This window comes from Mesobacillus persicus, assembly GCF_900109925.1.
GTDB lineage: Bacteria > Bacillota > Bacilli > Bacillales > Cytobacillaceae > Mesobacillus_B > Mesobacillus_B persicus.
In genome coordinates this window covers 44,677-70,573 of record NZ_FOBW01000013.1, presented here as the reverse complement: position 1 = coordinate 70,573, position 25,897 = coordinate 44,677, and the positions used below count along the sequence as shown (strand labels likewise).

Below are 25,897 nucleotides of genomic sequence, written 5' to 3'. Positions count from 1 at the left end.
ATAAGGAAAAATCAGCAGAATGACTTAGCTTTGAAACTTTTTATGTTATAAATAAAGGAACTATCTTGTACTTTTTAACTATAGGAGGGCGATTATGAGCATCGAACAAAAGCCTGGAAAAGCCATGATGAAATTTCTCATAACGATGATTCGGACCTATCTTAATCGTCGTTCTAAAATTATCATTGAACACAACGACACGGTAGATTTAAAACCTCCATATATCATTCTTGCTAATCACGTCACCAACTGGGATCCGCTTTACATCAATCTCTTTGTCAAAGAACCGATCTCCTTTGTTGCCGGTGACTCTCTGTTTCGTAACCCCTTGTTAAAAAGGTTATTAGACTACACAGGGGCAATCCCAAAGACAAAGTTTAAAAGTGATACACGAACGATTCGTAGTGTGTTAAAGGCGAAAAAACATCATCGGGTCATCGGGCTTTTCCCTGAAGGGAATCGAAATTGGGACGGAAATACAGAACCCCTCACTTACGGGACAGCAAAGCTTATTAAAATGCTTGATATTCCCGTTGTAATTGCAACGATTTCCGGCGGACACCTTAGCCACCCTAGATGGGCTGTAAACCCTCGCAAAGGCTTAATCTCTATTTCTCTGCAAAAGAAATGGGCTAAAGGCGAATTATCCAAGGAATCAGCTGAAACCATCCATAAACTGCTTACAGAAGCATTAGCACACGATGAAATGAATTGGCAGAAGAAAGCTCAAGTTCCCTATTACGGTAAAAATCTTGCTCATTATTTGGAACGATTTTTATTTATTTGTCCTCATTGTCAGGAGTTAGGCCAACTTCGATCAGATGATAACCTGTTTCGCTGTAAAAACTGTGATTATACGGTCCGCTATACACCTTATGGGGTCTTCGAGGAAGTAATGCATCCATTAAGCATCACGACAACGCACGAGTGGAATCTCTGGCAGCTTGGAGTATTAGAAGGAATAGTAAAGGAGCCTAACTGGGGAAAAGCTTTAAAAGACCATGTAAAGCTATTTTCTGCTGAGGCTGAGCAACCCTTTACCCTTGTTGCCCAAGGTTATCTCGTTTGGAGGAATCATGGGATTGCCCTAGAATCGGATGATGGCCAGATTTACCCTTTTTTATTTAACGAACTTGAAGGCATCAATATTCACCTCCACCATCATCTTGAATTTTATATAAAAGAAAAACAATATCAAATCGAATTCTACCAACCGAGAACTTCAGCCTATAAGTGGCTGCAAGCTATTAAATTATTTGAGAAACTCAATTAAGTAGGTGTTTGAACAGTGACTGAATCTTGGGCTATTATTCTGGATTTTTCCCTTTTATCCTTGCTAATGGTTATTGCAGCCATTTTAAAAGCTAGAATCCCTTTTTTAAGAAGGCTAATTATTCCCACCTCAATGGTAGCTGGGTTCCTTGGGTTAATCATGGGTTCCGAATTACTTGGTTGGATTCTCTTTGATGCCGACCTATTAGGTAACCTTGTTTATCACTTAATGGGAATTGGCTTTATCGCCTTATCTTTGAAGGAACGTGACGTTCATACCAGCCCTGGAATTATTAACTCCGGGATGTTGATTGTTTCGACCTACTTGATTCAGGGTTTGGTTGGATTTGGTCTCCTTTTGCTACTAGGGGCCACGCTTTTTCTAAATATATTTCCTGGTGTCGGCCTGTTGCTTCCTCTAGGATTCGGCCAAGGCCCTGGACAGGCTTACTCGATTGGTACTCAGTGGGAAAAGCTTGGTCTTGAAGGCGGAGGAAATCTTGGGCTAACCATCGCTGGAGTCGGGTTCATCTGGGCTACGGTTGTTGGCATTATTTTAATGAATTTCTTAGTTAAAAATAAAAGATATCAGCAATTAACCGCTAATATAAAAGAGAACCAACCTTTGTTAGAAAAAATGGAACCTGATGAAATTCCTTTGAGTGATGCAATTGATAAACTTACTTATCAAATCGCTCTAATTGGGACGATTTATCTGGTTACTTATATTACCCTCTACGGGCTAGAAACGGTGCTAACCCCCCTAGGGACATATGGTGCGACCTTGGCACAGCTTTTAATTGGCTTTCATTTCTTAATCGGAAGTATGTATGCAATGGTGTTTAGACTACTTTTAAATAAATGGCGAGATGCTGGCTTTAAATTAGAGCACTCACCAAATAATTATTTATTACAACGTATTTCTGGGTTTTCTTTCGACTATATGATTGCTGCTTCCATTTCTGCAATTTCAATTTACGCGTTGGGCGAATACCTAATCCCTATATTGACGTTAACTACAGCTGGTGGCATTGTTACCATCGCCTTTTTACTCTGGATTGTTCCGCGCGTTTTCCCTGATGATCAGATGACGAACATACTAGGTTTCTACGGAATGCTAACAGGGACCATCTCTACAGGGCTAGCGCTTGTGAAGGCGGTTGACCCAAAGTTCCAATCGAACACCACTGAAAATTTAGTAATGGGCAGCGCCTCCGCAATCCTGTTTGGATTTGTCCTTTTGCTGATTTTAAATATACCCGTTGTTGGCTATATTCAGAATCAGCCGGTTATGTATATCTATACGTTTCTAATCCTATTGGTTTACTTTTTGTTACTGCTTTTTTTGTTGCTTTATCGGACAAGAAAAAGTACAGATTAATGAGTATAAAAAAAAGCTGTCCATGTACCTCTTATCTGTTTTTCCGGCTTAACTCAGTCTGTTGATTTCCGCTCCAGGCGCTTGCTTTCCGCGGGGCGGGCGCTGAGCCTCCTCGGCGCTTTGGCGCCTGTGGGGTCTCACCTGTTCCGCTGCTCCCGCAGGAGTCAAGCGCCTTCCGCTCCAATCAACAGTGGGCCTAAACATAGTCAGTAAAAAAAGCATATCCATCTTGTGGATATGCTTTTTTCTATAAGTTTTGAATAAATAAGCGGATTACGTCCGCTCCACCGATAAATGTCCCTAGTGAGCTTCCTAGGTTTGCTAGAACCACCACTAGTAGCACCCTCGTGACTTTGTTATGCCAGAATCCCTTAACGCTAAATACGTCGTCTGTAAGGGTCTCAAAGTCCCTTACGTTCGGTCGGCGCATATAGGCTTGTACAAATCCAGCAAACCAGCCTGCTGCGAGCAGAGGGTTCAGAGACGTAATTGGAGCCGCTATAAAGGCTGTTAAAATCGCCAGTGGATGTCCAAAGGCTAGCGCAGTGCCAATGGCTGACAGAGAGCCATTCCAGATTAACCAGCTAATTGCTTGTTGAGTTCCCGCTGATGGGTTGGCAATAAAGGTATAGGCAATAATTAAAAGAATCGCAATCGGGATCGACCAACCAATAATTTTAGGAGCCTTAGATTTAGGTGGAAGCTTTGTTAACTGTGCTAAATCATGGTCTTTTTTAATTTCCTCTTTGATACCAGGAACATGCGCTGCACCTAGAACAGCGACAATCTTTTCCCCTGGCGCTTTCTTAATTTTATGCGCTAAATATTGATCACGCTCATCAATTAACGGTGTTTTTAGCCTAGGAAAGCTTTCCGTAAATTCCTGTAGCATGGAGTCCAACATATCTTGTGATTTCATCTTCTCTAACTCTTCTTCAGATATGCTTTCTTTATTAAAAATACTATATATGATTTGGCTAAGCAGCATCGCTTTTCCCTTTAGACCAAGATTGCCCCAGATCCGGGAGAAGGTCACCTGAATATTACGGTCAGCAAGGATGAGCTTGGCACCATTCTCTTTAGCAGACTCAATTCCTTGAATCATTTCCTGACCAGCGCTTACGCCTAACTCCTTTGCCATTCGTTTTTGAAAAGAAGAAATTGCAAGGTTCATTAACAGCAAAGATGCTTTCCTTTCCTTAATCACCTTGAAAATATCCATCTCTTTCCACTTATTGCCTTCCATAATCGAATTGTATCTTTGTTCATCTAGCTCTACACAAACTGAGTCTGGCTTCTCAGCATCAATGACTTCCTTTACTAGCTCTGCACTTCTTTTTGAAATATGAGCGGTGCCAATTAAAATATATTCTTTTCCATCTAGGTGAATTCGTGTAATATTTCCATGTTCCTCAGGCATAATCTACCTTCCTTTTATCATTCATCAGATTATTATCATGATTCTATAAAATTTATAGATACCTTCCATTATACAATGATAATCTAAAATACCTGAAAAGAAAAATTATTTTACGGGCGAAGATTTTGGAATCTGGCGCTTAATAAATATATTGATTATTGACAATATTAAAATATTAGGCTAATATGTATACCAATACTTTAAAGCGTTGGTGCATTAACTAGTTACTCCGACCTGCATTTAGCTAAAAAAAATCCTCGCTGCAATAGCAACAAGGATTTTTTCATCTTACTTTATATTTAAATCTTTTTTATACTGCTCATATTCCTTCGTCGTCGCACGTACCCAGTGACCAGGCTTAATTTCTCTGAACTCAGCCTGTTCACTCATATCATGAGCACTAGGGTCATAGGTAATCCGTTGACGTTCGCGCTCATAGCGAGGATCTGGAAGTGGAATTGCAGATAATAATGACTTTGTATATGGGTGAACAGGATTGTCGTAAAGTTCATCACTGTCTGCTAGTTCAACTAGATTTCCCATATACATAACACCGATACGATCACTAATGTACTTAACCATTGATAGATCATGGGCAATGAATAAATACGTTAATCCACGGTCTTTTTGTAATTTCTTTAGAAGGTTAACTACTTGAGCCTGGATGGACACGTCTAAGGCAGAGATTGGCTCATCCGCAATAATGAAGTCAGGTTCAACGGCAAGGGCACGGGCAATTCCAATCCTTTGTCGTTGACCACCACTGAATTCATGAGGGAATCGGGTTGCATGCTCTTTATTTAGACCAACGACCTCTAGTAACTCTTCTACTCTTTTCTTTCGTTCGGTATCATTTTTCGCAAGGTTGTGAACATCAATACCCTCAGCGATGATATCGAGTACCGTCATTCGAGGGTTTAGTGATGAAGATGGATCTTGGAAAATCATTTGCATTTTACGATTGAATTTACGAAGCTGGTCTTTGGACTTCTTGCCATGTACATCTTCGCCATTAAACGTAACCTGACCACTTGTTGCATCGTATAAACGAATAATTGTTCTTCCAGCAGTAGATTTACCACTACCAGATTCACCAACTAGTCCAAATGTTTCCCCTTTGAAAATATCAAAGCTAATGCCATCAACAGCCTTAATTAATTTATCCTTACCTGCTGAAAAGTGCTTTTTTAAGTCTTTTACTTCAAGTACTTTTTCTTTCGACATTACTTGTCACCGTCCTTGCGACCCGTGTTAGCAAACCCCTGCATCCTCTGCATAACAGATTCAGGAGGATTGATTTTCGGAGCATCTTCATGCAGTAACCATGTCGCAGCATAATGTGTATCAGACACTTTAAACATCGGCGGCTCCATTTGAGTATCAATTTCTAATGCGAACTCATTACGAGGTGCAAATGCATCTCCTACAGGTGGCTTAAGCATATCTGGTGGGCTTCCTGGGATCGCATATAACTCTTCATCCGTGCTATCTAGGGTTGGCATGGAACCTAGTAATCCCCAAGTATATGGATGCTTAGGATTATAGAAGATATCATCAACTGTACCGATTTCGACGATTTTTCCAGCATACATTACAGCCACACGATCGGCCACATTGGCAACAACACCGAGGTCATGGGTAATAAAGATAATCGCACTATCGATTTCTTTTTGGATATCTTTCATGAGCTCGAGAATTTGTGCCTGAATCGTTACATCCAAGGCAGTTGTTGGTTCATCGGCAATTAACACTTTTGGATTACATGCAAGAGCAATTGCGATAACAACACGCTGTCTCATCCCACCAGAGAATTGGTGTGGATACTGATTGATTCGCACTTCAGGCTGTGGAATTCCTACTTGATGCAAAAGCTCAAGTGCTCGTTTTTTCGCCTGATCACGTGACATATTTTGATGCTTAATCAGACCTTCCATAATCTGATTGCCGATTTTCATCGTTGGGTTAAGAGAAGACATCGGATCCTGGAAAACCATTGAAATGTCTTTTCCACGAATCTTCTGCATTTCCTTATTTGACTTTTTTACCAAGTCCTCGCCTTCTAAGAGGATTTGGCCATCTTTAATAAATCCAGCACTAGCAAGGAGCTGCATTAATGCCATCGATGTCACAGATTTACCTGAACCTGATTCACCAACAATCGCAAGAGTCTCCCCTTTATTCAGATCAAAGCTAACACCTCGAACAGCTTGCACTTCACCATTGTAGGTGTTAAATGAAACTTTCAAATCTTTAACTTCTAATAATTTACTCATTATTTAAACACCTACCTTTTATTTATGCATTTTAGGGTCAAATGCATCACGCAGACCATCACCAACAATATTAAATGCAATCATGATAACCGAAATGAGGATTGCAGGGAATATTAGTAAATGTGGGTAAAGTGTCATGTTATCAAACCCAATGTCAATCAATGAACCTAGTGAAGCATCTGGTGGAACAATCCCTAAACCAATAAAGCTCAAGAATGCTTCAAAGAATATTGCTCCTGGGATTGTGAACATCGTATTGATAATAATGATTCCACTGATGTTTGGAACCAAGTGTTTTCGGATAATAGTACCGTTAGGAGTACCTAGTGTCCGTGCTGCCAAAACAAACTCTTGGCTTTTTACCTTTAAAACTTCACCCCGGACAATTCGGGCCATCCCTGTCCATCCGGTTATCGTTAACGCTATTACGATAGATACTATACCTGGCTGCAGGACAAGCATCATTAAAAGAATGATAACTAAGTTCGGAATACCAACAAGAATCTCAACAATACGTTGTAGGATATTATCGACTCTTCCGCCATAGAATCCAGATACTCCACCATAGGCAACCCCGACCACAAGGTCAATAGCGGCTGCAACAAAAGCAATGATTAGGGAAACTCTTGTCCCTTCCCATAGACGAGTCCACTGGTCACGGCCTAGCGTATCTGTTCCGATCCAAAAGTAGGTATCTTGTAGTTCTTTTGCTTCATAGATATGATAGGTAGCTTTTACTTCTGCAGAGTTTCTACTTCCGTCACCTTCATTAAGAACTTTGATGTCAATAAAGTCTTCCTGATTGTCATATCTCGCAATTGCTTTTGCAGTTGCTTGTTCAACATCTTTACCATTGTAGGTGCTGCTTAACGTTCCATCAAATCCTAACCAAGAAATATTCTCTAAGACAGGAACACGCGGAGGCATTTTTGCTCGAGATAAGTCCTGATCATCGGTTTCGTATTTATTGAACATCGGTCCAAAGATACTCATTAAAATAATAGCTATGAGAAGGAAAATACAAACCATAGCCATTTTGTTCGCAAAGAGGGTTCTTCTAGCATCCTGTCCAAATGTACGACTTGGACTTGAAATTTTTTCACTTGTATCTTCTTCTCGGACTAGTGGCTTAAATAGGTCTTTTGGAATTTTGTTTTGATTTTTGTTATCCATGTTATTTATTTCCTCCTGCTAGTCTAATTCTAGGATCAATTAATCCATAAAGGAGGTCGATTACCAAGATAATTCCAACAAATAGAAACGCAAACATCAAAGTTGTTCCCATAATCGTTGGATAATCATTAACCATAACAGACTTGACAAATTGCTCCCCGATTCCAGGAATAGCAAAGATTTGTTCGATAACCAATGAACCAGTCATTAAACTTACAGCCATCGGACCCGTTACCGTTACTAATGGGATTAAAGCGTTACGCAGTCCGTGTTTCCAGATAATTCCGGATTCATTGACACCCTTAGCACGGGCTGTCGTAATATAATTCGAATGAAGGACTTCTACCATTTCCGTTCTTGTAAAACGAGCAGCTGTAGCCATTGGATGGATTGCTAAAGCAATTGTTGGTAGAATGGTATGCTTGAACTCACCCCATAATGCTACTGGCAATAAACCCCATTTAACAGCTAAAAGATATTGTAATAATCCTGCAAAGACAAAGGACGGAATGGAAGTTCCTAATACAGCAATGATTGTCGATGAATAATCTAGAGGACCGTTACGGAAGATTGAGGCAGTTAAACCTAAGAGGATTCCGAGTAGTGTCCCTACTATGAGTGCCTGGAAGCCTATGATTGCAGATGGCCCAATCCGATCCGCCAAGATATCTGTTACTGGTGTATTATCAAAGGCAAAAGAAATACCTAAGTCACCTTGAACTAAACCACCAAGATATTTTACATACTGAACTGGAACGGGATCATTCAATCCATACTTCTCTAAGATAATTGTCTTTTGTTGTTCGCTCAACTTATCCTCAGCGTTCAACGGGCTACCTGGCAGCAATTTCATAAGGAAAAAGGATACCGAGGCAATGATGAATAACGTGATGAACATATACCATAAACGACGCAGAATATAGCGAGTCATTCCTGCACCCCCTAATTTACTTCAATATTTTTTTATCATGTCCAAAGCAATTTTTATTATTATCTGATATTTCTCTCCTAAAAAGGAGAAAAGAGAGTATATGCCTTTTAGAGCACACACTCTCTTGTTCTTATTACTAGATGGAATAATCTTTAGAAAAACCTCTAATGAATTATTCTACAGATACTGCCTTAGACCATTTGTACTCATAAGTTGCACCGAATGGGTTAACGAAAACACCCTCAACTTTAGGAGCAACTAACTGTGCCATTGCACGTTGGTAAATTGGTGCGATTGCTGCATCTTCAAATAGAATTTTTTCCGCTTCTAGGAAGTTTTCATAACGAGCATCGTTATCTCTTGCTAGAGTAGTTGCTGATTCATTTAATAACTCATCATACTTAGCATTTGAGTAGCCCATTTTGTTGTTTCCACCATCAGTAATCCAAAGGCTTAAGAAGGTGTATGGATCAAGGTAGTCAGGACCCCATCCAGCAAACTGGATATCATAATCCATAGCAGTATCTAAATCTAAGCGTTGTTCGAATGGTACTTGCTTTAATGTAACTTTAAGACCTGGTAGGTTTGTTTGTAACTGATTTGCGAGGTATTCGTTCATTACTTTAGAAGTTTCAGTGTCTCCACCAAGGAACTCAATTTCAACTGAATCTGTTCCAAGTTCTTCTAAACCTTTTTCCCAGAATGCTTGTGCTTCTTCTACATTATGAGCAGAAAGAGCGCCGCTTGTCTCACGGAAATCATTTTCTGTTCCAGGGATATTAACGAAGTCTGCTGGTACAAGACCATCAGCAACGATTGAACCGTTGTTTAAGATTTCATCAACTAAATCTTGCTTATTAAATGCACGAGCAATAGCAGAACGGATATTTACGTTTGCAAGAGCTTCGTTTCTAGTTTGGTTAAACTTCAAGTAGAATACAGAAGTTTCTGGAGTGATTACATAATCATCATGTGTTGAATATTGGTCAACTAAGTCAGAAGATAAACCAACACGGTCAACTGTTCCTTCTTCATATAGACGTACAGCTGTAGTTGGGTCTTTACTTACTTGGTATGTCATTTTTTCTAATTCTACAGTTGCTGCATCCCAGTAAGTTTCATTCTTTACAAGATTCCACTGACTTGCAGTACTTGTCCAGTTTTCTAACTTGAATGGTCCGTTAGCTAGTAGAGTTTCTGTGCTAGTAGCGAAATTATCGCCTTGTGATTCAACAAACTTCTGGTTCAACGGTAAGAAAGTACCGAAAGTTGTTAAAGAGTGGAAGTAAGGAGTTGGGTTCTCAAGCTCAACAACTAATTTGTAGTCGCCATCTGCTTTAACTCCAAGATCTTCAAGAGCTGCTTCACCTGTGTTAACTTGTGTAGCGTTTTTAATAACGCCACCCATCATGTATGGACCATACTCAGATCCTGTGTCAGGGTTTACTGCACGCTGCCAAGCATAAACAAAGTCATGCGCAGTTACAGGGTCACCATTTTCCCATTTTGCATCTTCACGTAGTTCAAATGTCCAAGTAAGGCCATCTTCACTAACTGAGTGAGTTTTTGCAATACCTTCAGCAGGTTCTGCATTAGCATCTAGACGGTATAAACCTTCCATTGTTGCACCCAAGAATTGGAAACCGTATTCATCAGTCGCCATTGATGGGTCCATTGATGGAATAGTATCTCCGTTAAGTAGGTTGAAAACCTGTTCTACGTTTTCTTCAGCAGCTTGATCTTTTCCTTCATCTGCTGGTTGTTCTGCATCATCTCCGCCGCCGGAGCATGCTGCTAAGAACATGCTTAGCACTAGGCCAAGTGTTAATAGCCAAGATAACTTACGCTTCATATTTGAGACCCCCTGTTTTTTTTATTTTCTGGCAATTCTCTCTTCGAAAGAAGCTAATGAAAGTATACTCTGTTTTAAATAGAGTTGTAAAGCGTAAATAAATAAAAAAATCTAAAAATACTATTTTTGTAATGGGTTAAATTATCAGAAACCCTTTATTGTCAGGGTTTCTAACAGGATTTTAATATTTCTAAATAGTAGAAATTGGATGGTTTACATATTAGTAGAATACTATTTTTATGCAGAAATTGCTTTTAAAAGCTGACTTATTTACCGGTAACTCGACATCCTTTGCTAGATTCTGTTTGCCTTCCCTAAAATAGGTCATACAGGGATGGGCAAATTTATAGTATAATTTGCAGGTAGACTGGACATCTATTGAAATGTACATTATTATCACAATAACTTTTTAAAAGGTGATTAGGATGCTTAACAAGAAATCTACCGTGTTAATGGGGAACCTTTTACTTATCTCCATTCTTTTTTTAATCTTTGCTCCCGAATATACCCTTCTTCATTATATAAACGCATTATTTTATATAACGATTTTTTATCTCATACTGTTTCTAGTTATGTATACGATAAAAGGCGGTTTTTTCGACGGTGTCACCTTTGGATTTAGGAGATTCAATCATGTTATGTTTAACAGGAATGATCATCTTGAGGAATGGCGTGATAAGCCGCTCCCATCAGAGAGGATTGGAGTAGGCTTATATCCAATCATAAAGGTTCAGACGATTGGTTTAATCCTTCTTCTTTCTATATTGTTGATTGTTTGGTTTATATAATTAAATCCTTTTTCACAAAAGAAAGTGCTCCCTCGCCGGAGCACTTTCTTCTATTATATACACAATTATTTAATAACAACTTTTAGGACTAGCTATTAATTATAAATTTGCTTCCTCTTTTGGAAGTGCATATGCGCCTTCTTCATCATGTGTTTCTTTACCAGTACATGGAGGGTTAAATACACAAACCATCCTCATATCGGATTTCGTTGCACGAAGAAGATGTTTCTCATGTCCCACGAGTGCATACATAGTACCTGGTCTTATTGGATGAATTTTACCTGTTGTTAGATCTTCAATTTCACCCTCACCCTCAACACAATAGACCGCTTCTTGATGATATTTGTACCAGAACATAGATTCAGTTCCTTTATAAATAATCGTATCGTGAACGGAGAAACCCATTCCTGCGTCTTTTAGAATGATTCTTCTACTTTCCCAAGTTTCACCTTTTACATGGTCTTCTGTTCCAATTACGTCGTCTAAGTTTTTTACAATCACGATGATTCCTCCTTTAGTTGATTTACACTAATACTTGCTAGCAACTGCTTGATTTCTATTCTCTTTTAAACAAGAGTGTTGATTACCGCTCCAATCAACGATTTACAAAATCAACAATGTTCTATATAAGAGCACTATTTCAAGCAAGCTTTTATACTAGCTTCTACTATTGCAAAGCCTTTGTTTAAAGCTTCACGATCAATGTTTAATGGTGGCATGATTTTAAATACTTCACTGCTCGGTCCTGATGTTTCCATAATAAGGCCTTTTTCAAATGCTTGAGCACAGATTTTATCTGCTAAGCCTTCGACACCACATGCAATTCCTCTGAAGAGACCTTTCCCACGTACTTCCCCTTCTAGTTCAGGATATTGCGAAACGATTCTTTTTAAGAACTCGTCAACTAGCAGACCCTTTTCAATGATATCTTTTGAGAACTCATCGTCTTTCCAGAAGTTTAAAGCCTCTGTTGCAGTAATGAACGCAAGATTATGTCCGCGGAATGTTCCATTATGTTCACCTGGTCCCCAAATATCATATTCAGGCTTAATAAGGGTTAACGCCATAGGAGTTCCATAACCGCTAATCGATTTAGATAGACAAACAATATCCGGGTTAATATCCGCTGATTCAAAGCTAAAGAATGTTCCCGTACGACCACAGCCTGCTTGAACATCATCAATAATCAGTAAGATGTCCCATCTGCGGCATAATTCCTCGACTCGTTTTAACCATTCTGGATTGGCAACATTTAAGCCACCCTCACCTTGAACCGTTTCAAGAATAATCGCTGCAGGTAATGCGACACCGCTTCCACTGTCCTCAAGGAACTTTTCAAGATAATCTACCGTATCTACTTCATCGCCTAAATATTGATCAAATGGCATTGCTACACTGTTATTTAGAGAAACCCCTGCTCCGTGACGCTTAAAGGAATTCCCTGTGATCGAAAGTGCACCGATTGTCATACCATGAAAAGCATTCGTAAAACTAATCACTAATTCTCGTCCGGTCACTTTTCGTGCCAATTTGAGCGCGCTCTCTACCGTATTCGTTCCCGTTGGCCCTGGAAACATGACCTTGTATTCGAGATTACGAGGCTTGAGAATGATTTCATTAAAATTGGTTAGAAAGTTCGCTTTTGCCTTCGTTCCCATATCTAGACTATGTGTAATTCCATCTTCAGCAATATAGCTTAATAGTGCTTCTTTCATCTTAGGATGATTATGCCCGTAATTTAACGCTCCCGCACCAGCAAAAAAGTCAATATATGCTTTTCCGTTCGTATCCCACATCGTTGAACCTTTTGCTTTACTAAATGTAGTTGGAAAACTACGAATATAGCTTCTAACTGCCGATTCCATCTCTTCAAATACGGTTAACTGTGCATCCAATTCTTTTATCGCTTGCATTCAGTCACAACCTTTCGGAATATTCAATCTTTTAAAGTGGTAATGATTCTATTCAGGTACTACATGTTTATTTTTGATTAAAAGGTCCAACTCGGTATGTTTGCTCAGCTTCATGTCCGGGTTCCGGAAACATCTCTTCAGTGAAACAATCTGAAATTTCACAGGGACAATCCATTTTTTTTGCCAAGCCTTTAAAGAGCGATTGTGATGGCACATTTGAAGGGGACACAGTTGCCTCCAAGTATTGAACATCTTCACATGCTTCTCGATCTAATAACTCATTTAAAAGCTTATTCCCTATTCCTTTCCCACGATAATCTGAATTGACAGCAACTTGCCAAACAAATACTGTATCAGGATTCGCGGGTGGACGGAAAGCGGACACAAAGCCGATGATTTGATCCTCATCCTCTGCAATTACACATGTATCAGAAAAGTAATGGCTAAGCAAAAGATAAGAATAAGCTGAATTTAAATCCATGTTACTGGTACTTTTAATCAATTCCCACATTTTAGCCCCATCTTCTTTATCTGGAATGCGGTAAGAATATGAGGTCAATTTATCTAACTCCGATGTTTTTATCATCTAAAGTATTTGAATCCTCCTTTTGTTCAAGATAATAAAAGTATAAAAGGTTTAACTTAGGAAATTGTCTAGCTCCAGCGCCCAGCGACTAGTGGACTTCGCTCTACTCCCTACGATAAGTCAACATCGAATCGCTAACGCTCTTCGTGTTTCCTTTATCTCAGTCGAAGCGCTCCAGTCCATACGTCGCTGAACGGGCGCCTCCGCTTTTCTAATATCCTAACGATATTTATCATAACGGGAAAAAAAAATAGCGTCAAAGCGCGTATTTAGGGGTTAATCTAAATAATCAAGGCTGAATAAGTGTAAGGCATACTCAGCTTGTTCTGCTTCCATAATCCCCCTGTTTCCTCCCGAATCCTCGCAATCGACAAAATATTTTAAATTTTTTACGCACCATTTTATGGTTTAACTGGATAGAATCATATTCCGCTTCTCTTCACCCTGAACCCTTGAGGGATATGTGTTTTAACACGAAAGGCGACCACTGAATTGCTGCTCTTTCATGACTAAACATTTAACAATTTCTATTCTTCTTATAAAACTTAAAAACTTTTACCTCATCTCACATAAAAAACCGAGCACCACAATTAAAGCAGCGGCACTCGGTAAAAGAATTATTTCTTCCTCTTGGTATCATTATTCGTTTTATTTGCCGCTTCTTCAAGTCGCCGGAAGCGACGCAAATCCGCCTTTCTAATCGGCAAGGGTTCTTTAGCTAACAATTTTGCAATTGCAAACATCAAGAGCATTAAAATAATTGTAAATGGCAGTGCAGCAATTAAGGACGCCGTTTGTAAGGCCTCGAGACCTCCTGCATATAAAAGAACTGCAGCAATTGCCGACATAAGAATTCCCCAGACGACCTTTGCGTATTGGGGAGGATTTAAACTCCCAAACATCGTCATACTAGCCAAAATATAGGTTGCCGAGTCAGCTGACGTTACAAGGAACGTAAAAATCAGCAAAATAGATAATACTGAAAGGATTGTTTTTAACGGTAGAAATTCATACGTCTGAAACAACGCCGTTGTCAAATCAGCATTTACAAGTTCAGCAATATTCGTTCCGTTATTTAAATCATTCCATAAGCCTGTTCCACCAAAGGCAGCAATCCAGATACAGGCGATTAACGGCGGAATAACCATGACACCGATAATGTATTCACGGATTGTTCTTCCCCTAGAGACCCTCGCAACAAATGCGCCTACATATGGAGACCAAGCTATCGCCCAGGCCCAATAGAAAATGGTCCAATCTCGAACCCAAGTGCCTCCTCTGTACGGTTGTAACCTTAAACTATATTGGATGAAATTCGTTAGGTAGTCCCCTATGCCCAATGTGAAGGATTCTAAAATAAAAACAGTCGGGCCTGCAAAGAACACAAACACTAAAAGTACTAAAGCTAGTCCTAAATTTAAATTACTTAAATATTTAATCCCTTTTTCAAGTCCAGTTGAGGATGACAGCATATAGGCAATAAAAATGACCAAGATGATGATCATTTGCGTACCGACTGAATTACTAGTTCCAAATACTACATTTAAACCACCATTCATCTGGAGAACACCTAGACCAATGGAGGTCGCAATCCCCATTACGGTTGCAATAACTGCTAGGGAGTCAATGGTTTTTTTGACAACAGGTTTGTTCCCCGTTACAGGTTCTAATGCCGTTGAGACAAGGCCATCCCTTTGCTTTCGAAACTGTAAAAATCCAATGACTAAACCCACAATCGCAAATACAGACCACTGACTAACACCCCAATGGAAAAAGGAGTAACCCATGGCAAGCCTTGCAGCCTCAACTGTTTGCCCCTCAGCTCCCACAATCGGTGGTGTAAAAAAATGACTCATCGGTTCCGCTACGCCCCAGAATACTAAACCTGCTCCAAATCCAGCGGAAAACAACATTCCAATCCAAGTAAAGAAAGAGAATTCAGGCCGTTCCTTTTCTCCTCCTAATCGAATGGCTCCATATTTACTAACTGCAAGTCCAATCAGGAAAATTATTAGGATAAATACCGCCAATAAATAAAACCAACCGAAATTAACCGTTGTAAAACCGAATAACCTCCCAGCCACTTCTCCAAAAGCTTTTGGTAATATAGCTCCAATAATGACTAGTAAGGATATGACAATTCCAGATATTAAAAATACAGCATTCTTCCAACTATTGTTTTCCATATCAATCCCCCCTAGAACGTCTATCGTTTATTATTACCCAATTGTTTCATTTTTTACGCTAAATTACCGGTATAAAAAAGAGAGGCCCTTACCTGAAGTAGGTAGAATCCTCTCTCTTAAAAATAACCTATTTTATTTGTTTTAAACCTTCACTGTTTAAATGGGTTTTTCCATTCCATTAACGCCGCATAATTCTTAGACTCTTCATCTTCCAAATAATCTGTTACAACGCCAAGAGGTGTTCGTCCACACCGAAGCAGGAAGGAAATGACAGGGTCTTTCAACGTCCCTTTGACCACCTGCTCCAAGTAGTGATCCGCCGTCATTGTACTCGCATGTTTATGATATCCAGGCATACGGCCTCCACCTAGCAGTCGATCAAGCCCTTTATGGACGACAACTTCATACATCGACTGCATTAACCATTTTCCTAAATCAAGTTTACGATAGGCTGGACGAATACAAATATCGACCACATATAAGGAATTCCCATTTGGGTGGTGATTTCGAATATATCCGTTATCTGTAATTTCCTCCCAGGTGTGATTGGGTTGATTTGGATTAAAATCAACGATCAAGCCTGTCATTGATCCAGCCAAAATGCCATCAACCTCCACACATAATGCTCCTTCGTTAAATAAAGTAATATGGTTCATTAGTTGGTCTTCATTCCACCATAATTCCTCGGGAAATGGTGGGGGAAAGCTCTCCTGTTGTATCCGAATTAGATCCGTAAAGTCATCCTCTCCATAATTACGGATGACCACCTCTACGTTACGTTCACCATTTTTAAGAACAAGACGCTTTTTAAAGCCCATTTCTCTCCTCCCCTTTGCTCTAAGGTTACTTTTTATAGTAAAAAAAATGCCGGCTATTTTCTATTAAAAGGCTTATTAATTTATCTTATTTGACCAACTCCATCGCTTTCATCTCTCTTTTTGATCGGTAATAATTATAGACTCCAAAAATTAGAAGAACTACTCCTATAGAAATAGCAGTATATGCTGTAATCTGTAACTTCTGACTCTTGTTAAAGAATTCTATAAGTGCAGCCGCTGCGGCAAAGAAGGATAAGGATGTGCGAATATAGGCCAAAAGTGTGCGATCATTAGCAAGTTTTGTTCTTTCCATGGCTAATTTGGTCCGCTCCATAGCAAGTAGGTCCCTCGCGTTGACTGTATATTGACTTTGTGACTGATTATTACTCCCGCTCATGTTTTACTCCTTTATGGTTATTATGTTTATCTAGTATGCCACTTTGGGATAAACCTCAGTATTGCTGCTCTAAAATCAATAACCTTACGATTAGATAATAAGTATTTTCATTCAAAGCGGGATAGTTCCTTTTCTTTTACAGATAACTATAAGTGGAGACATTTTTTTTGTGAGAAAGAGGTTATCGAATGAAGGAGATGAATTACTGGAACCCAAATGATCAAACATTTTGGGCTTCTAGAGGAAAATCCGTTGCCAATCAAAACCTATGGATTTCCATTCCGAATTTGTTAATTGCCTTCAGTGTTTGGCAAATTTGGTCAATCTTATCGCTTCAATTAACTGATGCAGGATTTCCATATACAACAGAACAAGTTTATTCTCTTACAGCCATCCCTGCACTAACGGGAGCCTTAGTGAGAGTTTTTTATTCAATAGGTGTGACCTATACGGGAGGAAAGACATGGACCGTTTTATCCACGCTTATTCTTCTCGTTCCTGTGGTCGGCATCAGTTTGGCCTTGCAAAATCCTGAAACACCTTATTCCATTATGGCGTTGCTTGCTGCTCTTTGTGGTTTTGGAGGTGGGAATTTTGCCTCCTCAATGGCCGCCATTGGCCCCTTTTTCCCTAAATCGAAACAGGGGTCGGCTTTAGGAATTAATGGCGGCCTAGGAAATCTCGGAGTTAGTTTAGCTCAGTTTCTTATCCCTCTTGTCATTACCATTCCTCTGTTTGGACAGCTAGGCGGCCCACCACAAACGATTCAAACGGGGAATGATACAACTGAGCTTTGGCTTCAAAATGGTGCCTTAGTCTGGATTATTCCGATTGTACTATTTGCTTTGATGGCGTGGTTTGGGATGACAAATTTACCTCTAGAAAAGCCAAAACTATCCGAGCAATTGAGGGTATTTAGGCGGAAACATATGTATCTAATCACCATCTTATATATTATGTCTTTTGGCTCTTTTATCGGTTATTCAGCTGCCTTCCCACTATTATTAAGGGGTGAGTTCCCGGAAATTAATGGGATTCAGTTAGTGTTTATTGGACCATTACTTGGTGCCCTTGGCCGACCTGTTGGTGGCTATCTTGCTGATAAAATTGGAGGGGCAAAGGTCTCCATTATTGATATTGGTTTTATGATTATAGGTGTGATCGGCGTACTTATTTTTATAAGTGAAAACTTTAGAAGCTTCCTAGGCTTTTTCCTGTCTTTCCTGCTATTATTTGCTGCTGGTGGAATTGCAAATGGATCAATATTCACGATGTTTCCAATTATTTTTGGGCCTAGTGAATCACCGGCTGCAATTGGCCTCGCCTCAGCAATTGGCGCTTTTGGTGGATTTTTTATTCCTCAATTGTTCGGGTGGTCGATAAAGAATACTGGGGACGTCAGCAGTGCATTTTACGTTTTTGTTCTCTATTACTTATTTTGTGCGGCCATCATTTGGATTTATTATGCTCGTGACAATGCCGAAGTGCCAATTGATTCACTAAGGACAAGTAAACCTTGTGATTGAGGAAGTAGGCGCAGAGAACCCCCTTCCTTCATATTAAAAAGATCTTAAATACCAAAAAGGCTAACCTTCAATGATAAGAAAGGTTAGCCTTTTTAAGCAGCTAGCTTTTTATGTTCCTTTTTCATAAGCATATACGCTAGAAGTGTTTTACATTGTGGTAAGGAGAAACCGACAATTGGACCTAAGAAAAAGGCGATAATTACCGTGCCAATTCCAACTGGTCCCCCCAGTCCCCAACCTAGAAGGAGAACTAGAACTTCCATCCCATTGCGAACCCATTGGATACTCCAACCGGTTTTATCAACAATCATGATCATAATACTATCACGGGGTCCCGAACCTAAATCAGCTGAAACATAGAGTCCAATTCCATAACCTATTAGCACAACACCTAAGATAAAGAATAAGACAGCACCGATTAAACTATCAGTACTAGGCAATAGCCAGATAAAGAAGTCAATAAATAAACCAAGCAACAGCATATTCAAGAAAGCACCGATTTTAGGTAGTTGTTTCGTTAGGATGGAGGATGTAGTTAATAGTAGGAATCCGATAATGATGGACCAAGAACCAATGGTTAATCCCAGCTTTAGTGACAGTCCATAATGAAACACGTCCCAAGGACCAATTCCTAGAAACTTCCCTTCCACCGTCAAGGCAGCACCAAGTGCTAAAATCATCAATCCGAAAACAAAAAAAGACCAGCGAAGAATCCTTTCCTTTGTCATATTAGATCCCTCGATTCTCAACGTTTTTAAGCTAACCCACTATACCACAACAAAACGACCGAATTCCATAAAAAATATATGGGAATCCATAAGAAAACACGACTATTTTTTTGAAACAACTCTATAATTCGTTATACTATAGCTGTGATTCATTCTAAAAATAAAGTATAGTTAATTATTTACTAAACAATCCTCTAATTTAAGGGTGGGTGTAGCAACATGCGTATTAATAAGTTTATAAGTGATTCTGGAAAAGCATCGAGGCGTGGTGCAGATAAATTAATTAACGATGGGAGAGTAATGATAAACGGCAAAAAGGCAACACTGGGCAGCCAGGTTGAGCCCGGGGATGAGGTTCTTGTAAACGGGGATCCCATTCGGATCGCAAGGAACAATGTCTATCTTGCCTTGAATAAACCTGTCGGCATTACTAGTACAACAGAAAAAGGTGTAAAGGGAAATATAGTTGACTTGGTCAACCATCCATTAAGGGTATTTAATATTGGGCGCCTCGATAAGGATTCAGAGGGATTAATCCTACTTACGAATGATGGTGATATTGTTAACGAAATTCTCCGTGCTGAAAACAAGCATGAAAAGGAATATATCGTTTCCGTGGACAAGCCAATTACACCTGAATTTTTAAAGAATATGTCAGAGGGTGTAAAAATATTGGGAACAAAAACACTTCCTTGTAAAGTCCATCAACTATCAAAATTTGACTTTCAAATCATACTTACACAAGGGTTAAACCGGCAAATTCGCCGCATGTGCGAAGCTTTGGGCTATGAGGTCTACAGATTACAACGAACCCGGATCATGAATATTCATTTAGGCAACCTCCCACCTGGGCAGTGGAGAGATCTATCTAAGAAAGAGCGAACACAATTATTTAGGGAATTAAATTATGAACCTAGAGAGTGGTAGATTAGGCGGATATCGAGTTTGCCTCGAAAATTCGAATAGTGCTGCTTTCCATGAAAGAAGCACTCAATGACTTAGGAACCCACCTATTTTTTTGTGGTACGGTTCATCATGACTCATCAAACTCTCTTCCTTTTGATTGGTGAACCTAGCAAAAGAAAAATAAGCGGAGATTTTCCGTCTAAATACAGAATGGAGCTCATTTCGATGTAAATAAGGGGAGATTTTCCGGTTATGCAAAGCAAAATACCACATTTTCACGTTTTTCGAGTCAATAACCGGAATTTCTCCGTCTATTTGAGCTAGTTTTTATAAAAATTACTAATTAAGCGGAATTCTTCCGCTTATTAATTAGACCGGATCTTTAACCTGATCCCCTAACCGATAGGAGCGGATCCTCTTGGTTCCAGATGTAGGGATTAGCATCTTTTTTTCGACTAATTGAGAAAGTACTTTTTTTACTGTCTTGTCACTTAACTTTAAATACTCCTCAACTTCCGTTGGGGATATGTCTTCTCCTTTTCGAATCACTAGTCGAAGCACTTCCTTTTCAAGAAAGGACAGAGATGTCTGGTCCAGCTCATCACCCAGCCACTTACCAATCACTTGCTGAACAATCTGTTGGCATCTACGAGGATTCTCTTTCACTTGATCAAAAGAAAAGCGAATCACGGTCCATCTATCAATCACCAGCTGGTTTTGACGTTCTAGGTTGTCGGAAAATTGCCATCTGCTGATGTTCTTTAGGTGAGGGCCATACCCGTCGACCTCTAAGCAAATCTGGATGCCGGGACGAATATAAGCAAAATCCAAATACCGTTTGCCATCCTTGTAATCATCCACTTCATGTTCTGGATGAAGATACTTGAATTGGTGAAATAATGGCCACCATACTTGTTTTAAAAACAACATTTCAGCCTGTTTGTGACCTTCTTGTAGGCGCCGCAACCGTTCACCGGTTCTTGCCTGTAAGTGAGCATTTAAAAAGGCCTGGTATTCTTTTTCAAATCCCATACTTCCCTCTCCTATCTAAAAGAACATTCACAACATAGACAATTAAATAAAATCCAGTGAATATCTCCATTACAGATTGCCTAGAATTTTTAGACGGATCTTTGAAAAACTATGAAAATTATTATGTGGTAGATGATAGCGAAAAAAAGAGGATTAGTAAAACACAATTGAAGGATCGTAATTGGCAAATAAGACTTGCGGAGTAGAGCAAAGATATAAGGATATTTCGAGAAAAATTCGTGGATAGAACTAACTTTAGTTTAATAGAATTATTACAATTGTCAATCCACTTACTTCATTATTGGGGAATACCCTTCCTATAGTTTTTTTCTAACCTCCCCAACACTTAAGGAGAGGCGTTGGTCTAAATCTGATTTACTTATGATACGGTTCAGCCTTGTGAATCTAAATGAGGGTTTTCTAGTTTTAATGCTTAATGCTTAATGTTTAATGCTTAATGCTTAAAATTCAAAAACTGCATTTATTCTTTCGTAGTTTTTTTTCCATCTAATCTGCTAAATTTAAGCAAGCCAAGTAAAAAGTTTTACCCTCAACTGTCTATTAATGATTTTAAGAAATTAAGATGTTTTCTAAAAATTCATCAGATACTTTATATTCCTTCGGTCTTTGGCTTACCAAATTAACATAGCCATCATCTTCTAATTTACTCATTATATGATTTACTTTATATCTTGACTTATTAGAAAGTTCCATCAACCTAATTACAGAAAAATTGATTTCTTCATTAACAAATACACTTAAATATGTCATTATCCTTAATAAATCGGATTCTTCCATTCGTTCATGCCAGATTTCACTTTTAAAAGATTCTTTAATTCGTTCTATTTTGGACAAATTTATTTCTAAATCTTCAATAATCCCTTCTTGCCCTGACAAAAGCAATTCTAGCATATCCATCAAATAAAAGGTCACTTCTCCTTTATTTAAAGGAGTAGGTATTTCTTCAAGAGCTTTATAATACTTTGATTTGTTCTTATTCACTGCATAAGAAAAAGTAATTGAAGAATATCTCTCTAAATATCTAGATAAATAACTACAAACTAATAAACGCCCTGTTCTACCGTTTCCATCATAGAAAGGATGTATGTATTCATAATAGTAATGTGCCACCATATAGCGGTACAATTCTGAATGCTCTTCATCATCGAGAAAGTTGACTAATGCGTTTAGTGATTCAATAATTTTCACTTCGGAACTTACGCCTATATGAGTTGTATTTGATCCATCATTTATCTCTACATAACCTTTTCTAAATAATTCACCGTCAGGCGCATCTTCCCTATCTATCTCATCTGAGACTAAATCATCAAATAGCTTTCTGAAATCTGATATTTCCGTAAAAGGTTTAATTTGATCAATAAACAAATATGTCTTCATTAATCCTTTAAAACGTTTTTGTTTTTTTTCAGATTTCATTACATCTCCCAATACTTCTTTTAATTCCTTTTTAGTACTACGTATACCTTCTATTTCATTATTACTTTGTGCTTCGTTCACAATTAGTTTATGGAAATATGGCTCTACCACGAACTTGGGGAGCCTACTAATAAGTGAAGATATCTTTGAACTATTGATTAACACTTTGTTATTTAGAGACATCAATTGATGAGTATTCACATAAAATAATTGGTAGGATTCATTAATTATTTGTCCTTTTCTAAAACTTCTAATAGTTAAGTTTGTTAAATAACTACCGTAACTACTTTTTCTTTTCTCAATTTCATTTTCATAATATTCTTTTCCCTTTTTATAAAAAACCTTAGATAATTTCTCATATTCCATACCAGATCACCTACCTTAATTTAAATTATTGCCTTTTTTTAAATTATATAGTCAAACAAGATGATTTAAAACTTAAAAAAACTATATTTTTTAATTTACATGTCTACATTCTGAAGTTATTCACTATATAATTTAAACTTTTATTCTTTTTGAAATAATAAAAGGCTTGAACCGAACATATATGTGTTAGGCTCAAACCTCCTTTTCCTTATTTAAAAACCTCACTTACTTATGGTAAGGTTCACCGTGACATGTCTAAATGAGGTTTTCCATCTTTTATTTAGTCATTTGCGGCTCATTTGCGGCTCATTTGCGGCTCATTTGCGGCTCATTTTTTTAATTTATATTTACTGGATTTATTTTGACCTTCTAAAATTATTCTTTCCTGTTCCCTTAAATCCTTTAGTATTCTTTTACTTGTAGCTGGTGAAAATCCACAAAGCCTCTCAACTTCTTTACGGGTTATATATTCGTTTTTAGATAAGTAGTCCAAAATCATTACGTTAGCTTGAATTTCATCAAAGTCTTTATCTTTTGTATATTCAATATTGGCATTAAAACTTTCGTATACTCGATGGGTAAACATATATTTATTTCTTGCTTCCCTTTGTAGAATATTTCTCTTTTTACAAAGTTTGTTTAACACATTTGCTGCTGATTGAGTTGTTATTTGAGCCACCTCGGCAGCCTTGCCTAGAGTAATGGTTTTATTAGATTTAATGTATTTTAATATACAGATTTCCGAAACTGAAAACTCACCGTTAGTTTCTTCTTCTTTAGTAATAAACTTTAGAAATTCTATGTCCTCTAAACTGCTTCTTAAAGTCAAACTTACTGCCTCAGAATATAAATTATATTCTGGAGCTGACTTTCCTAAAGACAGCATATCTTTAAATATGATATCTACTCCTTGTCCGGAACGTTGAACGTATCTCAGTTTTTGGAGCGTTTCAGCAATTAACTTATTTCTCGGTGAAGAAGGATGTGTAATAATATTTGTACTATCTACCCCAGACGGGAACGAGCCAGGATTTTCAATAATTATTTCATTCGGATAAAACTTAACAAATATTGAAGAAGTGCTCTCATAATCACGATGTGAAATTGCATTTAAAAGAGCTTCTTGGAAAACATTAATAGGATAATCTTGAATTTCCAATTTGAATAGTCCCATTTGAATGTTCTGTATTCCATTTCTATCTTCAAAAAATTGTTGAATCCTATCTACTGCCTGGACTAATGGAACTTTGAGCTCTAAACGCTTATGGTATTCAGTTTGCCCTTCATTATATGTAAGAATAATTATCTCAGATTGTGGTAAATACCTAGTAATTGCCTCTTTAGTTCCAACAAATAATAAACCTGCCACTGTTAACTGAATTTCATCACCAATAATATCTATCAATCGTAAGTCCTTTAAGAAAGTGATATTGTCTGATTGGTATAAAGTAGAATCTTTATCACGAGATTGTATTTTTAACTTTAAGCGCTCTACTTCAGTAAAATCTATATCATCATTGGTAGCAGGTTCGATAATTTTTGCGGAGTAGTCTCCTTTAAATCCTTTTATACTATTTGAGGTGTATTCTGATGGATAAAATGGCTTTGTATTTTTCCCTAATCTTTTAAATACAACGCCTTTTGAAGTAGCTACAATTTCATGTGATTTTTGAATGGATATTTTTATGATATCTTTATTAGCAATCTTTATTACATCAATATCAGTAAACAGCTTCGGTATCGTCTTATCATAAATGCTCTCAATGATACCCTGTTCATCATAGTCATCACATCCGGTAATTTCCCCATCATCTTCAACTCCGACTAAAATAATACCACCATCTGAATTAGCAAATCCGACAGCCTCATTTGTTAAGATATTCATGAGTTCTTTTTTGTTTGCTTTCACCCAACTTTTAAACTCTACATACTTAGTTTCACCCTGTTTAATTACCTCTTTAATGTCCATAAAATACACCTCCTAACTTGATATATACATTATATCAAGTTCAGAAGACAAAACGGAAAGATATGGTTATAAAACAACTACTAAAAAACCTCATTTACTTATGATACGGTTCACCACGGTTAATCCGAAAAGCTCGATAAACTTGCTCTACAAGAATCAACTTCATCAGTTGATGTGGAAAGGTCATCTTTGAAAAACTCAACTGCTCATCCGCCCGCTTTAATACATCATTACTTAACCCAAGCGATCCACCGATAATAAAGGCCACCTTGCTCTTCCCGTAGGTGGCCAATTTATCGAGGGTCTCAGCGAGTTCTTCTGATGATTTCAATCTCCCATTAATTGCAAGAGCAATCACATATGTATCCTGGTTGATTTTTGCTAATATGCGCTCGCCTTCTTTTTGCTTCACTTGCTCCATTTCTATTTCGCTTAATTCTTCGGGTGCTTTTTCGTCTGCTACCTCAATTAAATCAATTTTCGCATAGCTATTTAGTCGTTTTACATATTCCTCTATCCCTAGTTTCAAGTACTTTTCTTTTAATTTCCCAACCGTCACAATTGAGATATGCACAGGCCATCCCCACTTTACAAACAGTTTACAAACAACATATCCACAGAAGTTATCCACATATCAACAGCATTAACTGTATTTAGTAGGCAGATCATTCGTTCCCTACCATATATACAGCAGGTTTTCCACAGTATCCACAGGTTCCGCTTGAGTTTTCCACACTTTCTAACTTCTCAAGCTTTGGAGCTACCTCATGTTCATCCACAACATCATCTAATGCCATATCTACATGTTCTGTACAGCAATAAATCACACTTTCATCTCCATTCATCTGACCATTTTCTTTCCTTATTAATTTATCCACAGACCATTTTAGCATACAATGAAAGATTTTATTTTTATTATGTGTTGATTTACGCTCCAGGCATT

General features: G+C 38.2%; 23 protein-coding genes. 5 read left to right on the top strand and 18 right to left on the bottom strand.

From position 1 onward, the window contains the following. The first annotated feature begins 94 nt into the window (after positions 1–94). Positions 95–1,273: a lysophospholipid acyltransferase family protein gene (locus tag BMX30_RS16940; RefSeq protein ID WP_090748469.1), complete on the top strand. Its 1,179-nt coding sequence runs from the start codon at positions 95–97 to the stop codon at positions 1,271–1,273. A gap of 15 nt (positions 1,274–1,288) precedes the next feature. Further along, positions 1,289–2,653, top strand: coding sequence for a sodium/glutamate symporter family protein (locus tag BMX30_RS16935; RefSeq protein ID WP_090748466.1), 1,365 nt, complete (start codon positions 1,289–1,291; stop codon positions 2,651–2,653). A gap of 247 nt (positions 2,654–2,900) precedes the next feature. Here BMX30_RS16935 and BMX30_RS16930 read toward each other — a convergent pair whose 3' ends face one another. The 6 genes from BMX30_RS16930 to BMX30_RS16905 form a co-directional block, all read right to left on the bottom strand. Then, positions 2,901–4,073: a TraB/GumN family protein gene (locus tag BMX30_RS16930; RefSeq protein WP_090748463.1), complete on the bottom strand. Its 1,173-nt coding sequence runs from the start codon at positions 4,071–4,073 to the stop codon at positions 2,901–2,903. A 288-nt stretch (positions 4,074–4,361) separates the two neighbouring features. Then, positions 4,362–5,297 (bottom strand): ABC transporter ATP-binding protein, encoded by a 936-nt coding sequence (locus BMX30_RS16925; protein ID WP_090748460.1) that lies wholly within the window; start codon positions 5,295–5,297, stop codon positions 4,362–4,364. Then, complete coding sequence (locus tag BMX30_RS16920; RefSeq protein WP_090748457.1) at positions 5,297–6,346, bottom strand: ABC transporter ATP-binding protein; 1,050 nt, start codon at positions 6,344–6,346, stop codon at positions 5,297–5,299. The genes BMX30_RS16925 and BMX30_RS16920 overlap by 1 nt, the downstream gene beginning before the upstream one ends. An 18-nt stretch (positions 6,347–6,364) precedes the next feature. Then, on the bottom strand, positions 6,365–7,519 hold the full coding sequence (gene opp3C, locus BMX30_RS16915; RefSeq protein WP_090748454.1) for an oligopeptide ABC transporter permease: 1,155 nt from the start codon (positions 7,517–7,519) through the stop codon (positions 6,365–6,367). Position 7,520: 1 nt separating this feature from the next. Beyond that, positions 7,521–8,450 carry an oligopeptide ABC transporter permease gene (gene opp3b / locus BMX30_RS16910; protein ID WP_090748451.1) on the bottom strand — a complete coding sequence of 310 codons (930 nt, stop codon included), beginning with the start codon at positions 8,448–8,450 and terminating at the stop codon, positions 7,521–7,523. A gap of 172 nt (positions 8,451–8,622) precedes the next feature. Then, positions 8,623–10,302: a peptide ABC transporter substrate-binding protein gene (locus tag BMX30_RS16905; RefSeq protein WP_090748447.1), complete on the bottom strand. Its 1,680-nt coding sequence runs from the start codon at positions 10,300–10,302 to the stop codon at positions 8,623–8,625. Positions 10,303–10,727: 425 nt separating this feature from the next. On the opposite strand from BMX30_RS16905, the gene BMX30_RS16900 reads away from it, so the two are divergent. After that, the gene (locus tag BMX30_RS16900; protein WP_090748444.1) at positions 10,728–11,090 is read left to right on the top strand and encodes a DUF3899 domain-containing protein; all 363 of its coding nucleotides are present in this window, start codon (positions 10,728–10,730) and stop codon (positions 11,088–11,090) included. 99 nt (positions 11,091–11,189) lie between these two features. Here BMX30_RS16900 and BMX30_RS16895 read toward each other — a convergent pair whose 3' ends face one another. The 6 genes from BMX30_RS16895 to BMX30_RS16870 form a co-directional block, all read right to left on the bottom strand. Beyond that, positions 11,190–11,591 (bottom strand): ectoine synthase, encoded by a 402-nt coding sequence (locus BMX30_RS16895; protein WP_090748442.1) that lies wholly within the window; start codon positions 11,589–11,591, stop codon positions 11,190–11,192. Positions 11,592–11,725: 134 nt separating this feature from the next. Further along, positions 11,726–13,003 (bottom strand): diaminobutyrate--2-oxoglutarate transaminase, encoded by a 1,278-nt coding sequence (ectB, locus tag BMX30_RS16890; protein WP_090748439.1) that lies wholly within the window; start codon positions 13,001–13,003, stop codon positions 11,726–11,728. 67 nt (positions 13,004–13,070) lie between these two features. Then, positions 13,071–13,589 carry a diaminobutyrate acetyltransferase gene (ectA, locus tag BMX30_RS16885; protein ID WP_090748436.1) on the bottom strand — a complete coding sequence of 173 codons (519 nt, stop codon included), beginning with the start codon at positions 13,587–13,589 and terminating at the stop codon, positions 13,071–13,073. A 617-nt stretch (positions 13,590–14,206) separates the two neighbouring features. Next, entirely contained in the window at positions 14,207–15,775 is a 1,569-nt protein-coding gene (locus tag BMX30_RS16880; protein ID WP_090748433.1) for a BCCT family transporter, read from the bottom strand. 149 nt (positions 15,776–15,924) lie between these two features. Next, complete coding sequence (locus tag BMX30_RS16875; protein WP_090748430.1) at positions 15,925–16,593, bottom strand: GNAT family N-acetyltransferase; 669 nt, start codon at positions 16,591–16,593, stop codon at positions 15,925–15,927. An 85-nt stretch (positions 16,594–16,678) separates the two neighbouring features. Continuing rightward, the gene (locus BMX30_RS16870; RefSeq protein ID WP_170843920.1) at positions 16,679–16,990 is read right to left on the bottom strand and encodes a DUF202 domain-containing protein; all 312 of its coding nucleotides are present in this window, start codon (positions 16,988–16,990) and stop codon (positions 16,679–16,681) included. Positions 16,991–17,178: 188 nt separating this feature from the next. Between BMX30_RS16870 and BMX30_RS16865 the strand changes: the two genes are divergently transcribed. Continuing rightward, on the top strand, positions 17,179–18,516 hold the full coding sequence (locus BMX30_RS16865) for an MFS transporter (protein WP_090748427.1): 1,338 nt from the start codon (positions 17,179–17,181) through the stop codon (positions 18,514–18,516). 92 nt (positions 18,517–18,608) lie between these two features. Here BMX30_RS16865 and BMX30_RS16860 read toward each other — a convergent pair whose 3' ends face one another. After that, complete coding sequence (locus BMX30_RS16860; RefSeq protein WP_090748424.1) at positions 18,609–19,244, bottom strand: YczE/YyaS/YitT family protein; 636 nt, start codon at positions 19,242–19,244, stop codon at positions 18,609–18,611. A gap of 219 nt (positions 19,245–19,463) precedes the next feature. Here BMX30_RS16860 and rluF point away from each other — a divergent pair, with 219 nt between their 5' ends. After that, positions 19,464–20,171, top strand: a complete 708-nt coding sequence (gene rluF, locus BMX30_RS16855; RefSeq protein WP_090748421.1) for a 23S rRNA pseudouridine(2604) synthase RluF — start codon at positions 19,464–19,466, stop codon at positions 20,169–20,171. 348 nt (positions 20,172–20,519) lie between these two features. On the opposite strand, the gene BMX30_RS16850 is transcribed toward rluF, so the two are convergent. From BMX30_RS16850 to BMX30_RS16830, 5 genes are all read right to left on the bottom strand, one after another. Then, positions 20,520–21,182, bottom strand: coding sequence for a hypothetical protein (locus tag BMX30_RS16850; protein ID WP_090748418.1), 663 nt, complete (start codon positions 21,180–21,182; stop codon positions 20,520–20,522). A gap of 570 nt (positions 21,183–21,752) precedes the next feature. Beyond that, positions 21,753–22,985 (bottom strand): Fic family protein, encoded by a 1,233-nt coding sequence (locus BMX30_RS16845; RefSeq protein ID WP_090748415.1) that lies wholly within the window; start codon positions 22,983–22,985, stop codon positions 21,753–21,755. A 328-nt stretch (positions 22,986–23,313) separates the two neighbouring features. After that, a complete protein-coding gene (locus BMX30_RS16840; protein WP_090748412.1) occupies positions 23,314–24,954 on the bottom strand; it encodes an RNA-binding domain-containing protein in 1,641 nt (546 codons plus the stop codon). Positions 24,955–25,048: 94 nt separating this feature from the next. Next, positions 25,049–25,528, bottom strand: a complete 480-nt coding sequence (gene rlmH / locus BMX30_RS16835; protein ID WP_090748409.1) for a 23S rRNA (pseudouridine(1915)-N(3))-methyltransferase RlmH — start codon at positions 25,526–25,528, stop codon at positions 25,049–25,051. A 91-nt stretch (positions 25,529–25,619) separates the two neighbouring features. Next, complete coding sequence (locus BMX30_RS16830) at positions 25,620–25,799, bottom strand: CxxH/CxxC protein (protein ID WP_425283775.1); 180 nt, start codon at positions 25,797–25,799, stop codon at positions 25,620–25,622. Positions 25,800–25,897: the final 98 nt, after the last annotated feature.

Excerpts from the sequence above, each read along its gene's own strand:
- BMX30_RS16940 (WP_090748469.1), top strand. The coding sequence starts at position 95 with ATGAGCATCGAACAAAAGCCTGGAAAAGCCATGATGAAATTTCTCATA.
- BMX30_RS16930 (WP_090748463.1), bottom strand. The coding sequence starts at position 4,073 with ATGCCTGAGGAACATGGAAATATTACACGAATTCACCTAGATGGAAAA.
- BMX30_RS16925 (WP_090748460.1), bottom strand. The coding sequence starts at position 5,297 with ATGTCGAAAGAAAAAGTACTTGAAGTAAAAGACTTAAAAAAGCACTTT.
- BMX30_RS16920 (WP_090748457.1), bottom strand. The coding sequence starts at position 6,346 with ATGAGTAAATTATTAGAAGTTAAAGATTTGAAAGTTTCATTTAACACC.
- opp3C (WP_090748454.1), bottom strand. The coding sequence starts at position 7,519 with ATGGATAACAAAAATCAAAACAAAATTCCAAAAGACCTATTTAAGCCA.
- opp3b (WP_090748451.1), bottom strand. The coding sequence starts at position 8,450 with ATGACTCGCTATATTCTGCGTCGTTTATGGTATATGTTCATCACGTTA.
- BMX30_RS16905 (WP_090748447.1), bottom strand. The coding sequence starts at position 10,302 with ATGAAGCGTAAGTTATCTTGGCTATTAACACTTGGCCTAGTGCTAAGC.
- BMX30_RS16900 (WP_090748444.1), top strand. The coding sequence starts at position 10,728 with ATGCTTAACAAGAAATCTACCGTGTTAATGGGGAACCTTTTACTTATC.
- ectB (WP_090748439.1), bottom strand. The coding sequence starts at position 13,003 with ATGCAAGCGATAAAAGAATTGGATGCACAGTTAACCGTATTTGAAGAG.
- ectA (WP_090748436.1), bottom strand. The coding sequence starts at position 13,589 with ATGATAAAAACATCGGAGTTAGATAAATTGACCTCATATTCTTACCGC.
- BMX30_RS16880 (WP_090748433.1), bottom strand. The coding sequence starts at position 15,775 with ATGGAAAACAATAGTTGGAAGAATGCTGTATTTTTAATATCTGGAATT.
- BMX30_RS16875 (WP_090748430.1), bottom strand. The coding sequence starts at position 16,593 with ATGGGCTTTAAAAAGCGTCTTGTTCTTAAAAATGGTGAACGTAACGTA.
- BMX30_RS16870 (WP_170843920.1), bottom strand. The coding sequence starts at position 16,990 with ATGAGCGGGAGTAATAATCAGTCACAAAGTCAATATACAGTCAACGCG.
- BMX30_RS16865 (WP_090748427.1), top strand. The coding sequence starts at position 17,179 with ATGAAGGAGATGAATTACTGGAACCCAAATGATCAAACATTTTGGGCT.
- BMX30_RS16860 (WP_090748424.1), bottom strand. The coding sequence starts at position 19,244 with ATGACAAAGGAAAGGATTCTTCGCTGGTCTTTTTTTGTTTTCGGATTG.
- rluF (WP_090748421.1), top strand. The coding sequence starts at position 19,464 with ATGCGTATTAATAAGTTTATAAGTGATTCTGGAAAAGCATCGAGGCGT.
- BMX30_RS16850 (WP_090748418.1), bottom strand. The coding sequence starts at position 21,182 with ATGGGATTTGAAAAAGAATACCAGGCCTTTTTAAATGCTCACTTACAG.
- BMX30_RS16845 (WP_090748415.1), bottom strand. The coding sequence starts at position 22,985 with ATGGAATATGAGAAATTATCTAAGGTTTTTTATAAAAAGGGAAAAGAA.
- BMX30_RS16840 (WP_090748412.1), bottom strand. The coding sequence starts at position 24,954 with ATGGACATTAAAGAGGTAATTAAACAGGGTGAAACTAAGTATGTAGAG.
- BMX30_RS16830 (WP_425283775.1), bottom strand. The coding sequence starts at position 25,799 with ATGAATGGAGATGAAAGTGTGATTTATTGCTGTACAGAACATGTAGAT.